Source organism: Bacillus kexueae, from assembly GCF_022809095.1.
Taxonomy (GTDB): Bacteria; Bacillota; Bacilli; order Bacillales; family Aeribacillaceae; genus Bacillus_BZ; species Bacillus_BZ kexueae.
This window is the reverse complement of record NZ_JALAZE010000001.1, coordinates 333,941-348,193: the sequence shown is the minus strand read 5'-3', so window position 1 is coordinate 348,193 and position 14,253 is coordinate 333,941. Positions and strand designations below refer to the sequence as shown.

Sequence of the window (14,253 nt, the reverse complement as noted above, 5' to 3'; positions counted from 1 at the left end):
ACCTCTCTATGTCACTTTTAAGCATAGGGAGGTTATTTTGTTTTCAAAAGCGATTTATATTATTGAAGTAATAGACGGTGACTTTACCTAGAGAAAACGAAACGCTACTGATTTGAAAAGGGCCGATCTTGCCAGCAGAAAGCGACCTAATGGATCTAGAATCCTCTTTACTAGTGCACCCTTTGAAAAGAATGGAATGCTTATATGCATTAGATATAAATAGATTGAGAAATAAATATTGAAAAAATTTAAAAAATATAGAAAATAATAGTAAATGAGGAAAGGAGAGTAGTTGCTAAATGTTATCTACGAAAAACACATCATCCGTTGTTCCGTTTCAAAAGGATGCAAAAACAAATTATTCACGCCCACAGCTCATTGGTTTGATATTAGGACCTACTCTATTTGCAATCATGTACTTTCTTGTTCCCATTCAAGGAATGACACTAGAAGCGAAAGCAGTCCTTGCCTGTACGATATGGATTGCTTGCTGGTGGATGACAGAGGCGATTCCACTAGCAGTGACATCGTTATTGCCCATTATTTTATTTCCACTAACAGATGGACTCGATTTAGATCAAACTACGGCATCTTATGGGGATGACACAATATTTCTCTTTTTAGGTGGATTTTTAATTGCACTAGCGATGGAGAAATGGAATCTACATAGACGAATTGCCTTATTCATCATTCAAATTGTCGGCACTAATGTTAACCGAATGGTCGGTGGATTCATGGTCGCCACTGCATTCCTTTCCATGTGGATCTCTAATACAGCAACAGCAATGATGATGGTTCCGATTGGAAGCGCCATCATCTACAAACTAAATCAGTCAAATCAGCAAATGTCGAAAGAGGATGTCAGTCGATTATCGAAAGCGTTAATGATTGCCATTGCGTATAGCGCTTCCATCGGTGGTCTAGCTACTATTATCGGTACACCACCTAATGCGTTTTTCGCTGCTATTGTGGAAGAAATGTTTGGTGTGACCATATCCTTTGCGACGTGGATGCTATTTGGAGTGCCAATCTCGGCCATACTCTTGATTCTTACGATGCTATACTTAACAAAAATAGCATTTCCGATTCAAAATAAATCATTGATCAGTGGTAAAGAAGTCATTTTAGAGGAACGAAAACATTTAGGTTCGATGAAGTATGAAGAAAAAGTCGTATTACTCGTTTTTGCGCTTACTTCTATCGCTTGGATAAGCCGATCTTTTCTTTTATCACAATGGATCCCTACTATTAATGACACGATTATTGCTATGATAGGAGCGATAATTTTATTCATCATTCCGTCGAAAAGTCAACCGGGACAAGCCATTTTAAATTGGGACATTGCAAAATCAGTTCCATGGGGAATTCTATTACTATTCGGTGGCGGGTTAGCGATTGCCACAGGGTTTAAAGAAACCGGATTAACAACTTGGATTGGTGAACAACTCTCTTCTATTCAAGCGATTCCTACATGGTTGCTTTTAACGATAATCGCCTTAATTGTAATCTTTTTAACGGAAGTAACATCGAATACGGCAACAGCTTCAATGTTTTTACCTATTATGGCTTCATTGGCGATGTCAATGCACATCCATCCGTACAGCTTAATGGTCGTGGCATGCATTAGCGCCTCGTGTGCGTTTATGCTACCAGTTGCTACGCCCCCAAATGCCGTCGTATTTAGCTCTAATTATTTGAAAATAGGGGATATGGCAAGAGCGGGATTCGCATTAAACCTCATAGGCGTTCTTGTCATCGTTGTGACGACATACTTTTTGTTACCAATCCTTTGGGGAATTGACTTGCTTACGTATCCTTTTTAATTAGGGAGATGTGAACTGATTCAAGTCAATAAATAAGAAAAACGCAAAGCGCAAGTCCTTAGGCGAAGGGCGCTGGAGGACCTGCGGAGGCTTCCGTCGCCACAGCAGGGCCGAAGCGACCCGAGCTGATGGCGCTTGGAGCTAGACACCAAAAAAACTGAAAAGATAACACTTTTTTGAACTTAAACTTTCTGTAACAATAAAAGAAACGGGCGCTCTTGAGCACCCGTTTTTTATTCACCCTTCATTTCAAGTAATCGTTGTTTTAAGTCATTTTCCATCGAGATGAGTTCTTGTTCAGCTTGACGGCGCTTGATTCGGCCTTCGTGTTGAATTTGAAGGGTTTCTTGTATGGTTGAAATAAGTTGTTCTTGCGTTTTCTTTAATGTTTCGATATCAACGATGCCTCGCTCGTTTTCTTTCGCTGTTTCGATCGTATTCGATTTTAACATTTCAGCGTTGCGAAGGAGAAGTTCATTCGTTGTCTTCGTTACTTGTTTTTGCGCTTCTAATGCCCCTTTTTGTCGATAGAGTGTTAAGGCAATCGCGATTTGGTTCTTCCAAAGCGGAATGGATGTGAGAATGGACGACTGAATCTTTTCCGCAAGCGTTTGGTTCATATTTTGAATCATGCGGATTTGCGGTGCACTTTGAATGGTAATTTGTCGACTAAGTTTTAAATCGTGCAAACGCTTCTCTAAGCGATCAGCAAATTGCATTAAGTCATTCACTTCTTGAATCGCCATTTGATCGCCAGATTGCTCCGCTTTTTTCCTCATCTCTGGGATGATCTCTGTTTGGAGTTCTTCTAACTTTAATTCTCCCGCCGCGATGTAAATGTTTAAAGCATCGAAATACTCTTTATTATGTTCGTATAATTCATCAAGCATTTTAATATCTTTTAATAAGACCATTTTCGACTGTTCAAGCTTGACGGTAATGCGTTCAACTTGCGCACCAAGTTTTTGATATTTTGACAGCACCTCTTGAATAGAGGAGGAAATTCGTTTAAACATCCGTGAGAAAATGTTGCGCTTTTCAACGGATAATTCTTCAGGGTTCACTTGTTCGAGTTTGGTCATGAGCTCCTTTAAAATATCCCCAATTGGTCCAATGTCCTTCTTTTGAACATGCTCGAGCATCGAATTGGAAAAAGTAGAGAGCTTTGCTTGTGCATTCGCTCCGTATTGAACGATGGAATGACGACTCGTATGATCAATTTGTTTAGCAAGTGCTTCTGCTTTTTCTCGATGTTCACTCGGTAATACATCAATTAATCGCTTATCTGTTTGTGAGACTTCCATCACTGCTTCTTTTGGTGCAAGTTCTTGTCCGAACGGATTTTGTAATAAATCATCAAATGTTGTATTCGAATTCGTCTGTTGACTCAAGATTCATCACCTCTTTGACTGTTGTAGTTGCTTTTTGACCACATCTAACTCAAACTGTAAATGATCGACGTCGTGCTGTAACACGGATTTTAAATCCTCTTGTAACTGACCATTTAACTCTTTTAAAGCACTTTTCGATTCTTCTATAAATCTTCGCATTTCCACATCGTGGATCGGTTGAGTAGCAAGCTTCGTATATTTTTCTGCTATTTCAATGCTGGAATCTAAATGATAAAAGAAAAAGCGATCGGCTAAGAAAAAACGCCTTGGCTCGTTTTTAACGATTTGAATAATTCGTTTAGCGATGCGAAGGTTCTCAAACAACACTTTCCATGAATCGATGGAACGTGCACGAAAAAACGATTTTTGTAATCGCTGAATTTTTCGCTCAGCCTCTCTTATATTGTCTTTAATGTATTTGTATTCTCGTCTCGTAAGCTTGTTCCTTCTTAATAAGCGGGATTGTTGCAAGAACCGGAAGAAGATGAACGTTGTAATCCAAACGAGAATAGCAAACAATCCGGATTGAAAGAATGGTAATTTCAAGCCGAAATAGAATAGAAACCAACTAATGACCATAAAGGTACACGACGTGAACGTATTAAGTAGAAAAAGCAGTATAGCTTTCATATTTCTCGACTCCCAAAATTAGTTTCGTTACTTGGTACTACGAATGAAGTGACCGACAAGTTTCGTATTTTTAAAATTTTTCACCATATATTCTCTCCTTGTATCATCGTCAAAAAAAGTCGGGTTTAAAAGTTTTAATTACGTAAGATGAATATTTGCTTTGTCCGACGGAATAGGATAATGAGAATGAAGTGGGTGAGGTGGGTTGATGAATTCTCTTTCCAAAGACAAAATGTTAAAGACGATTCAACAAGGAATCGGTAGGACGAATCAACCGAAAAAAATAATCATAGTGGGTGCTGGCATGGCGGGACTTGTGGCTGGGTCATTATTAAAAGAAGCGGGGCATGAAGTGGAAATCATCGAAGCCTCATCTCGTGTTGGGGGGAGGGTCTATACGAAGAGAGAACCTTTTACGGATGGACTTTATTTAGATGTAGGAGCGATGCGAATTCCAAATATTCATGACCTCGTCTTTGCGTATGTCGAAAAGTTTGGGCTAACGGTGCACCCATTTATTAACGCATCTCCAAAAGATATTATTTTTGTAAACGGGGTTCGAACAACGTTTGAAACTTATATGAAGAAACCCGGCATATTGAAATATCCATTGGCACCTTCTGAGAGAGGGAAAAATGTAAACGAATTGCTAGATGAAGTTGTGGGCCCTTTATTATCATTTATATCAAAAAATCCAGAGAAAAATTGGCCCATTGCTGTCCAACGTTTTGAAAAGTACTCAGTTGATGATTATTTTCGTGAAAATCCGTACGGTATTTCGTTATCCGAAGGGGCAAACGAAATGATGAAAGTTATGCAAATGATTGAAGGGTTTCCTGAACTATCTTTTATCGAGATATTGCGGGAGCTTATGATTTTATTTAATGAAGAGATAGAGTTTTATGAAATTGCTGGTGGAAACGACTTGCTTCCGAAAGCATTTCTTCCTGAGCTACGAGAAAATATTCATTTTCAGCGACAAATGACAAAGATAAAGCAATCCGATCAAGGTGTCGATATCACGTGCATTCATCCGCAAACAAAAGCCTCCTATCACTTTAAAGGTGATTATGCCATTATTACGGTGCCATTTTCCGTTTTACAATTTGTCGAAATTGAACCTCTCCATTCCTTTTCTCATAATAAACGAAAAGCGATTCGTGAACTACATTATGTCACCTCTACGAAAATTGGGTTACAGTTTAAAAGGAGGTTTTGGGAAGAAGAAGGGATATTTGGAGGAAGAATGATTACGGATCTTCCGACGCGCTTTTCCTATTTTCCAAGCCATCATTTAGGCTCGAAAGGTCCCGGTGTAATATTGGCAAGCTATACGTGGGAAGACGATGCCGCGCCATGGGAGAGTTTAACAGAAGAGCAACAGATTATGAATGCTTTAGAAACCGTTTCCACTGTATACGGAGAAAAGATTAAGAGAGATTTTGTTACGGGCTATACCCATAACTGGGGACGGTATCCGTATTCGGGTGGGTGTTTTACAATCTTTAAACCATGGCAAGAATTGGAGCTCTCTCCTTACATCGCATCACCAGAAGGGCGTGTTCATTTTGCGGGTGAGCATACGGACCTTCCACACGGATGGATCGAAACCGCAATTAAGTCGGGGATTCGTGTTGCTTATGAAGTAGATGAACGCCAGTAGAATCGTGTAGAAATTTGTTGATAAAAAATCTAGTAAAAAGGAAAAACTCTCTGTTTATTATTCTGAATTTTGGGAATATATTAGTAATTCGCAAGAGTTTGGTGAAAAGATTGTCAAAAAATGCGATTCTATTTACAAAAATAGTAGAATCTGTAATAATACGAAATGCACAGGTTGTGGGCATTTTCAGAGGAGGGTAAAGAGAGATGGTGGACAATCATGTTTTGGAACAGCTCGACGAAGAAATTTCACTAAAACGAAAAGAATTAGTCGAAATGGCAAGACTAAAAGGTTTTACGAGTGTTGAAACCATTACAATTAGCCAGGAGCTAGACTCTTTATTGAATGATTATCAAAAACTAATGGTAGAAAATCAAACCATTCCGTATATGGATAACGAATTACCGAAATGGACCGTTTCCGATTCTTTTTTCCTCTCAAAATCGAATGAAAAAGAATCAGCTATCGTTTAAGACATCATTTCATGAATGTGTAGGGGATCGTAAGCATGAAAGAAGCGATTTTATTTTTAGCGGAAATTGTCAATGACATCCATGATGTATTTATCAATGCATTCCAAATGGCCGGGTTACAGCTTACCGATAAGCAGCTTCATTTTTGGGTAATTGGAATAATTGGGATTGTCTTCTTTTTCTTTACCCATATCGCTTTTAAATGGATAAGCCGATATAGTATCGGGGCGTTATCTTTTATTTATACGTTTACAGTTTTGCTCATATTCGTGTTTGCCATAGAGATTCAACAAAAAGTGACGAACAGAGGGAATATGGAGTTTGAAGATGCGGTTGTTGGCTTATGGGGATTTATCGTTTTATTTCTCGTCTCAATCGCATTTGTCGGAATAAAGCGATTGTTGTTCATTTTGTTTACCAAACGTAAAAAAGAAAAAGTCCGACAACATACACGAATGGGACGATACCATTCTTCTTGAAGAAAGATTTCATTTACCAATGATGAACAAAAAGCAGATGTAATTCTTCATCTGCTTTTTTAATGTTACAGAAGTTTAAGTTCGATAAAGTGTTAAAGTATTCTCTTTACCGTTTTTTTGGTGTCTAGCTCCAAGCGCCATCAGCTCGGGTCGCTTCTTCCCTGCTGTGGCGACGGAAGCCTCTCGCAGGTCCGCCAGCGCCCTTCGCCTAAGGACTTGCGCTTTGCGCTTTTTTTATATTTCATTTATGTATAGGAAATGAAACCGTGACAGTTGTTCCGATATGTTCTGTTGATTCAATATGAATCGTGCCATCGAAAAGTTCAATGATAGATTTACTAATCGCCAGTCCCAACCCGGTTCCAGACTGTTTCGACGTATAATAAGGTTGATAGATTTGATCGAGTTTATCTTCAGGGATGCCGATTCCGGTGTCTTCAATTCTTACATAGATTCGATTTGAATTTTCGGTTATTCGAATCGTCAATGTTCCCCCATGCTCCATCGCTTGAATGGCATTTTTCGTTAAATTCAGTACCACTTGCTTGAGTTGGTCTTTTGAACCTTTAATGACTTTCGACTCAAAAGACTTGAAATCTACGTCAAATGTTATACCGTTCACATGACATTCCGCTGATATGATAGGTGAAATTTCTTTAAGCATTTCGACGATATCGGTTCGGCTATCTTCGTATTGATCGACCTTTTTCCCAAGCATGTGCAAATCATCAACAATATGAGATAGACGTGTCAGTTCGGTCTTAATGACAGAGAAATAGTGTTGGTCCTCATCGTCTTTATATTTTTCATTTAGTAACTGAACAAAACCTTTAATTCCAGCTAAAGGATTCCGAATTTCATGCGCTGTGCTAACCGCCAGTGCTTGCATCAGTTCATATCGCTCTGCCTGAAGGGTTAACTTCTCTAAGTTTGCTTCTTTTTTGAAACGGTTGATTTCAAAAACAAGAAAAAGGAAATGGGTTGTAAAGAAAACGAATAAAATAATAGGACTAATAGGTTGTAAAATGTCTAACGGTTGTAAAGTGGTAACGTTCTTTGAAAGAGTCCAATCCACTTCATCAAGCGGAATGGAAATCTTTTCAGCCACTTTTTTCTTTTCTAGTGATGCTCCAAATCGTAACAGCACTTCTTCTTGATTATTTTCAATATAAATGATTTCGTTTTTTTCTGTTTTTAATTTTTTCTCGACTAAATCAACATTGATCGTCGTGATGAAGTAATACAAAATTTCATCTTTTGCTGATAAAATTGGCATGCACAAAACAATGATGTGGTGGTTTGAAAACCGGCCGATAAAAGGTTCAGATATAGAAAGAGATTTTGTATCTCGTGCTTCTTGAAAGTAAGGTCGACTCTTAATGCTTACATTTTCATCAAATGGACGGGACCCGTATTGAAAATACCCTTCTGTATTGACAAGATACATACCGGAAAAACGAGGGTCTTCTTTCGATAAATCGAATAAAAGTTGTTGCCAGTTTGTTTCTTGATTTAGACGGGGGATAAAGGTAGCGATTGTATCCATCCGAGCTTTCGTATCACCAAGTAGTCGATCAATTTCTTTTTTTTGCTTTGTTAACTGGTCATACGCTTCAAGTGATCGGTCTTGAAACAAGTCATTACTTTTTTGATAAAAAATGATAAAACTGATAAGTAAAGTTGGAATCAATGCGATAACTAGATATCTTCTAATGTGTAAGAAACTCATTTTATTTACCCCCGGTTTTACATTTCAAATAAATTATATCAGAATAATATATAACTCGGAAGAAAAAAGGGATTGGGAGAAAATAACGTTAATTATTGGGAATTTGGACGCGCATCTATTGACAATGCCCTACCTTTTTCATTATGATTATTTAGAATTCAAAGTATTTAGTAGACGTGTGTCACATAAATATATTGGACGGTTTTTTGCTACAAAAGAAAATATGTAGTGAAGTGACTTAACTCCTGACGTGTAGGGGCGAAGTTGAGACACTCCGGTAGGTACATGGCAAAGAGGCTCGTAGAAAAGTGGAGTCAAAACTGGCTGAAAAGGCATCAATGTTTACGAAAACAGCCAAATGAAATTAAAGGAAAAAGGGTTGAGGTAAGTGAGCTGTACAGGAAAGAACGACCATTCGTTAAAGCTTTATGTTGTTTTATCGAAGGCATACCGAGCTATTCACGATTATGTAAGTAAACACATTCAATCGTACGGGTTGAATCCAACTGAATTTGCGGTGTTAGAATTGCTCTATCATAAAGGACATCAGCCGCTACAGCAAATTGGAGGAAAAATTTTGTTGGCTAGCGGAAGCATCACCTATGTGGTCGACAAGCTGGAAAAAAAGGAGTTAATTGAACGGAAAGCATGTCCTAATGATCGCCGTGTCACACATGCAGTCTTAACAGAGAAGGGGACTCAATTAATGGAAGATATGTTCCCGAAACATAAAGAATTTATCGATGAAACGTTAAGTGTCTTGTCGGATGAGGAAAAAATACAAGCAACGGACATTTTAAGAAAATTAGGACTCCACGTGAAAGAACTAGATTAACAATCGATATGAAAAGCCTCCGAGTTAAACTTACTCGGAGGCTTTCTTCAGTGTTACAAAAAGTTTAAGTTCAGTAAAGTGTTAAAGCATTCTCTTTACAGTTTTTGGTGTCTAGCTCCAAGCGCCCTTCTCCTAAGGACTCGCGCTTGGAGCTTTTCTTATGTTTTCTTTAGTTTTGATTGTTCTCGGCAGTTATTCCGTATGGAAGGACGAGAATTTCAACTCGTCGATTTTTTTGACGACCGCTTGCGGTATCGTTGGATGCAACTGGCTTAAATTCTCCAAACCCTTTTGCGCTAAAAAGCTTCGGGTCGAGTTGATCGTTTTCTAATAAAATTTTCATGAAGTTTACCGCACGCATGACACTCAAATGCCAGTTGGAATCGAATTGCGCATTTTTGATCGGGACATTATCGGTATGTCCGCTTACGACGACATTTCGCGGTGGGTTCATGACAAGTAATTGCGAGATTTCCCGCGCCAGCTGGACATCACTTGACCGAACATTGGCTTTTCCCGAATCAAATAAAATATCGTCTAAAATTGTAATTAATAGCCCTTCATCCGTTAATGTCGTTTGCAATTTTCCATTCAAGTTTTTCTCATCAATGTAGGCATTAATTTTCTTTTGTACTTCACTTAATTGGTGTTGATCTTCAAGTTTATCTAGCTCTTCTTCTTTTTCTTCTTCCGGTTCTGTTATCGAAGGATCAAGGTCTTCAATTGGATAGGGGAATTCTAAAACACCAGTTCCTCCTGTTAACGAAGCGTTAAAAGCACTTGCTAGTTGGCGGAATTTTTGTGCGTCAATGGAGCTCATTCCAAATAAAATAATAAACAACGCAAGCAGCAACGTTAACAGGTCGGCGTACGGAATTAACCACGATTCATCTACGTGTGGAGTTTCTTTTTTCTTCCTACGCTTAGCCATTGTCAGTCACACTTTCTTGTAATAGAGCTTTGCGCTCATTCTCAGATAGATAGATGGATAATTTTTGTTCAATTGCTCGTGCTGATTGTCCTTCAAGAATGGATAAAATTCCTTCAATCATCACTTGACGAACGAGTGCCTCTTGTTTCGACTTTCTTCGTAACTTATTGGCAAATGGATGCCATAGAACGTATCCGAAGAAAATCCCGAAAAGCGTTGCAACGAATGCCGCTGCGATCGACGCACCTAATGCTTCAATATCTTCCATATGTGAAAGGGCAGCAATTAGTCCAATTACGGCTCCCAATACCCCAAGTGTTGGTGAATAAGTACCTGCTTGCGTGAAGATCGCCGCACCGGCTTCATGTCGATCTTCCATCGCTTCAATTTCTTCAGTCATCACATCTCGGATAAACTCAGCCGTCTGTCCGTCGACTGCCATTGTTAGACCGTTTTTCAAAAATGGATCATCAACCTCTTGTAACTTCGCTTCTAATGCGAGTAAACCTTCTTTTCGTGCGACTTGTGCCCAGTCGGAAAAGAGCGGAATTAATTCTTGAATCGATGTATGTTTTTGTTCTTTAAATAAAATCCCCATTAATTTTGGAATTCGTTTAATTTCACTTGTCGGAAAGGCGATAACGACAGCCGCAATCGTACCGACGATAATAATTAAAAAGGCCGCTGGATTGAGTAAAGCAGTAAATTCAACCCCTTTAAGTATCATCCCGACCCCAAGTGCAATAAAACCTAAGATTAAACCTATCAGTGACGTTTTGTCCATATGTATCAAATCCTTTATCAAAATACTTACTTCATTACATATATCGACAGCGTTCTAGTATATTTTAATCCGTTTCATGATTTGTCACAAATTTTCTAGCAATCTTTTTATTTCACAATGTTCATGGATAGTAGTCACTGTTCTATGCACAACATTTTAGTTGAAAAAAATAACTCGAAACAAAGCTTGTCCAACCGTTGCGTAGTAAATCGGTAGAAATAGTGGTACGACACATAAAACGTGCAGCAGTCGCTTTGAATAGCGTGAGAGATTAGGGGATTCCATTATGCTCCACAATACGAGGCAAAAAGTGCATAAAAAGTAATACATGATGAGTCCAAAGACGCTCCCGAACCTTTCAATACTTACAATAAACGAAAGGGAAGAACTATTGACGACTAACAATAAAATAATAACTCCGAGAAATAGCTTGTTTATTCGATTCATCATTGACCACCTCGTTACATCGTATGTTACAACTTGTCCAAGAATGCGAATAGTTCGTCTTTTTTTGGAATCTTGTCCATATAGTGTAGTAACGGCAAGCGAGGTGGATGAGGTGAAGAATCGTTTTGTATTAAGTATTCAAGTTGCGGCAATCTATATTGGAACAGTTGTCGGAGCTGGGTTTGCAACTGGAAGAGAAATTGTTGAGTTTTTTACGAAATATGGACCCTCTGCTTTTATTAGCATTATTTTTTGTACTGCTTTGTTAACGTGGTACGGAATGAAAGTAATGGTCATCGGTTATCGATTAAAAGCGACGTCCTATCAACAGGTGACAGCTTATTTATTTGGACCATTTCTCGCGTCCGTTTTCAATGTCATCATGTTTGTGACTTTACTTGGGGTAACGTCGGTTATGATCTCAGGGGCAGGTGCTATTTTTAAAGAGCAGTTAAACTTATCTTCACAAGTAGGCATCTTATTTACCATTGGATTAACCATGGCCGTATTAAAGTTTGGAGTTAAGGGCATTTCTTCGGTTAATATGGTGGTCGTTCCGATATTTATTCTATTTTCATTTTTGTTAGCGCTTCATGCACTCCCATATGAAATGAATGAACCGTTTCAGCTTTCTTCCATGCCGCTTTCAATATTTTCGAGCTTTTTGTATGCGGCCTTTAATTTAGCGTTAGCCCAAGCAGTTCTCGTCCCTCTCGCAACCGAAGTGAATGATGAAAAAGCAATTAAGTTTGGCGCGATATTTGGTGGAATCGGATTAGGGATAATTTTAATGGCGAGTCATCTCGCGCTCTCAAATCTCACCAATGTCGGCGTCTACGATATTCCGATGGCCCAATTAATAAAGGAAGGTGCACGCACTTTTTATTTGTTGTATGTCATTGTTATCTGTGGGGAAGTGTTCACATCGGTTATTGGGAATGTGTACGGAATTGAAAAACAAATGAAATCAAATTTTAGAAAGTCGACATTTATTAATTTATCTATTATCAGTGTGGTGACATATAGCATTAGCTTAATTGGCTATAGTGAACTCATTACGAAACTATACCCGTTATTTGGTTATGTAAGTTTAAGCTTTTTACTCGTATTAATGGTAAAGAAGGTGCCTTGACGAGAAGAGAATGGTACAATATTGTTCACAGCATGAAGACCTAAAGGCGAAAGAGGGGGGATTTAGATGGAGAAAATCGCCATTATTTCAGACATTCATGGAAATATACCAGCGTTAGAAGCGGTTCTAGCGGATATTAACAGTCGCGGTGTTGAGCGTATTTTCTGCCTTGGTGACTTAGTAGGGAAGGGACCGAGTGGAAAAAAAGCGACTCAAATCATTCGAGAACATTGCGAAGTCGTTATCCGTGGAAATTGGGACGAGCTGATGGGAAAAGAGGATGTTCATGAAGTGGTGAAATGGCATCAAAGCCAATTATCTCATGAAGAAATCACCTATTTAACATCGCTACCTTTTTCATTTGATTTTCAAATGAGCGGCCGATACATCCGATTATTTCATGCCTCGCCATTTAGTGTTTGGACAAGAATTCAGCCGTGGGATTCAATGGAAAAAAGACTATCCATGTTTGAGAATACAAATGAAGTGTTGGGTCATTCAAACGAACCAGACATTGTCGGTTATGGGGATGTTCACAATGCTTTTATTCAACATTTGGAAGGAAAAACACTCTTTAATACAGGAAGTGTAGGGAACCCACTTGATATGACCCAAGCGTCGTATGTACTACTAGAAGGTGTGTATGGTGCAGAGGACATCGCCCCTTTTTCCATTCAATTTGTCCGGGTTCCATACGATATTGAACGTGCGCTACGCGAAGCAAAAGAGGAGCGATTACCTGATTATGAATGGTATGAACAGGAACTTTTGACAGGAAGGTATCGTGGGTTACCAACATAATGCTACGCTTCTCCGAACAGTTCCACTTTCTTTAAATAGTAGGATTCGAATATTTTTTTCATCTGATGTGGAATCAAGCCAGAAAGCTCAAGATGGAACAGTTTGTAATGGATGGCTAATATCCCGCCATCCGAACCTGTTTCCATCAGGCTCATTAAGCTCGGTTGAAAGGTAGCTTGAGCTTGTTTGTTATTCAGTTGTGAAAGTACGTTTTTTGCTGAAATGACCCCTTGCTGTTCTGCACTATGCCCATTTTTCATCCACGTACTTGAAAGAATGGTAGCCCCGTCCCCGACTGCATACACATACTCCCATTTGATTGACTGCATCGTGTTTCGTACTGTGACAAGTCCGTTATCATGAGGAATATCACTTGAATAAATGAATGAAGCCCCTTTATATGGTGGAATCACAAATAGTTGTTCAAAAGGAATTGTTACATTCTGAGACAAAATGATGTGATGCTTTTGAACTTTTTGAATATCACAGTTTTCATAAACGGATATATTTTTTTCTGTAAAGAGATTCTGTACTTTCTCTTGCAGTTTCTTCGGATAAAAGGAAGCAATCGACTTCTCCGCCGTAAAAAAAGAAAGGTTTGCCTTTATGGATTTTTTCTGTAAAAAATGGTGAAGTTCAAACGCGAATTCATAGGCTGGCAGTGGATTCGGGTTTTGTTTGCTACTGCCAATGACAACCGAATTCCCCGGCTGTATGTTGTGAACGATTCTTCTCGTATGTACTGCTGTCGGTTCAGTGTAGAAAGAATGAAATTGCCGTTTCCGCCCACGTAGCTTTGAGAAATCAAGGGATGCTCCTGAGGCGAGGATTAAATAATCAAAGGTAATCTTTTGTCCACTTAAAAGGGAGATGACTTTCTGTTCAGCAGAAATGTTCAACACCCGATCCTTTATAAAATTTATCCCGTGCTGATGAAAAAGAGTTGTAAGGGGGACGGTGAGATTTTCTATTTCTCGCTCTCCGAATGGAACCCACACAAGCGACGGGCGAAATAAAAAATAATCGCGATCACTTATGACCGTGACTTGAATTTCCTGTCTTTTTAACTTATGAACCAGCGCCATACTTGCAGCTAATCCACCAAATTCAGTTCCAACGATGACAATATTCACTT

General features: G+C 38.9%; 14 protein-coding genes. 7 read left to right on the top strand and 7 right to left on the bottom strand.

What is annotated here, in order from left to right; genetic code table 11:
- Positions 1–299 precede the first annotated feature (299 nt).
- Positions 300–1,823, top strand: coding sequence for an SLC13 family permease (locus ML543_RS01895; protein ID WP_243385450.1), 1,524 nt, complete (start codon positions 300–302; stop codon positions 1,821–1,823).
- A gap of 233 nt (positions 1,824–2,056) precedes the next feature.
- Here ML543_RS01895 and ML543_RS01890 read toward each other — a convergent pair whose 3' ends face one another.
- Together ML543_RS01890 and ML543_RS01885 are read right to left on the bottom strand one after the other, a co-directional pair.
- The gene (locus ML543_RS01890; protein ID WP_243385449.1) at positions 2,057–3,214 is read right to left on the bottom strand and encodes a toxic anion resistance protein; all 1,158 of its coding nucleotides are present in this window, start codon (positions 3,212–3,214) and stop codon (positions 2,057–2,059) included.
- Positions 3,215–3,220: 6 nt separating this feature from the next.
- Positions 3,221–3,844, bottom strand: coding sequence for a 5-bromo-4-chloroindolyl phosphate hydrolysis family protein (locus ML543_RS01885; protein WP_243385448.1), 624 nt, complete (start codon positions 3,842–3,844; stop codon positions 3,221–3,223).
- Positions 3,845–4,052: 208 nt separating this feature from the next.
- Between ML543_RS01885 and ML543_RS01880 the strand changes: the two genes are divergently transcribed.
- The 3 genes from ML543_RS01880 (at position 4,053) to ML543_RS01870 (ending at position 6,459) form a co-directional block, all read left to right on the top strand.
- A complete protein-coding gene (locus tag ML543_RS01880) occupies positions 4,053–5,507 on the top strand; it encodes a flavin monoamine oxidase family protein (protein WP_243385447.1) in 1,455 nt (484 codons plus the stop codon).
- 206 nt (positions 5,508–5,713) lie between these two features.
- Entirely contained in the window at positions 5,714–5,980 is a 267-nt protein-coding gene (locus ML543_RS01875; RefSeq protein WP_243385446.1) for an aspartyl-phosphate phosphatase Spo0E family protein, read from the top strand.
- Positions 5,981–6,015: 35 nt separating this feature from the next.
- The gene (locus ML543_RS01870) at positions 6,016–6,459 is read left to right on the top strand and encodes a hypothetical protein (protein ID WP_243385445.1); all 444 of its coding nucleotides are present in this window, start codon (positions 6,016–6,018) and stop codon (positions 6,457–6,459) included.
- Between the two features lie 241 nt (positions 6,460–6,700).
- Here the strand turns inward: ML543_RS01870 and ML543_RS01865 are convergent, their stop codons facing one another.
- Positions 6,701–8,188, bottom strand: coding sequence for an ATP-binding protein (locus ML543_RS01865; RefSeq protein WP_243385444.1), 1,488 nt, complete (start codon positions 8,186–8,188; stop codon positions 6,701–6,703).
- Positions 8,189–8,576: 388 nt separating this feature from the next.
- Between ML543_RS01865 and ML543_RS01860 the strand changes: the two genes are divergently transcribed.
- Complete coding sequence (locus ML543_RS01860) at positions 8,577–9,023, top strand: MarR family winged helix-turn-helix transcriptional regulator (protein ID WP_243385443.1); 447 nt, start codon at positions 8,577–8,579, stop codon at positions 9,021–9,023.
- 169 nt (positions 9,024–9,192) lie between these two features.
- Here ML543_RS01860 and motB read toward each other — a convergent pair whose 3' ends face one another.
- The 3 genes from motB to ML543_RS01845 all read right to left on the bottom strand — a co-directional run bounded on the left by motB (position 9,193) and on the right by ML543_RS01845 (position 11,188).
- Complete coding sequence (gene motB, locus ML543_RS01855; RefSeq protein ID WP_243385442.1) at positions 9,193–9,954, bottom strand: flagellar motor protein MotB; 762 nt, start codon at positions 9,952–9,954, stop codon at positions 9,193–9,195.
- Positions 9,947–10,738 (bottom strand): flagellar motor stator protein MotA, encoded by a 792-nt coding sequence (motA, locus tag ML543_RS01850; RefSeq protein WP_243385441.1) that lies wholly within the window; start codon positions 10,736–10,738, stop codon positions 9,947–9,949. The genes motB and motA overlap by 8 nt, the downstream gene beginning before the upstream one ends.
- A gap of 156 nt (positions 10,739–10,894) precedes the next feature.
- The gene (locus ML543_RS01845; RefSeq protein ID WP_243385440.1) at positions 10,895–11,188 is read right to left on the bottom strand and encodes a hypothetical protein; all 294 of its coding nucleotides are present in this window, start codon (positions 11,186–11,188) and stop codon (positions 10,895–10,897) included.
- 109 nt (positions 11,189–11,297) lie between these two features.
- Here ML543_RS01845 and ML543_RS01840 point away from each other — a divergent pair, with 109 nt between their 5' ends.
- Positions 11,298–12,317: a YkvI family membrane protein gene (locus ML543_RS01840; protein ID WP_243385439.1), complete on the top strand. Its 1,020-nt coding sequence runs from the start codon at positions 11,298–11,300 to the stop codon at positions 12,315–12,317.
- A gap of 66 nt (positions 12,318–12,383) precedes the next feature.
- Positions 12,384–13,118 carry a metallophosphoesterase family protein gene (locus ML543_RS01835; protein ID WP_243385438.1) on the top strand — a complete coding sequence of 245 codons (735 nt, stop codon included), beginning with the start codon at positions 12,384–12,386 and terminating at the stop codon, positions 13,116–13,118.
- Positions 13,119–13,120: 2 nt separating this feature from the next.
- Here ML543_RS01835 and ML543_RS01830 read toward each other — a convergent pair whose 3' ends face one another.
- Complete coding sequence (locus ML543_RS01830) at positions 13,121–14,251, bottom strand: NAD(P)/FAD-dependent oxidoreductase (RefSeq protein WP_243385437.1); 1,131 nt, start codon at positions 14,249–14,251, stop codon at positions 13,121–13,123.
- Between the last annotated feature and the right edge of the window lie 2 nt (positions 14,252–14,253).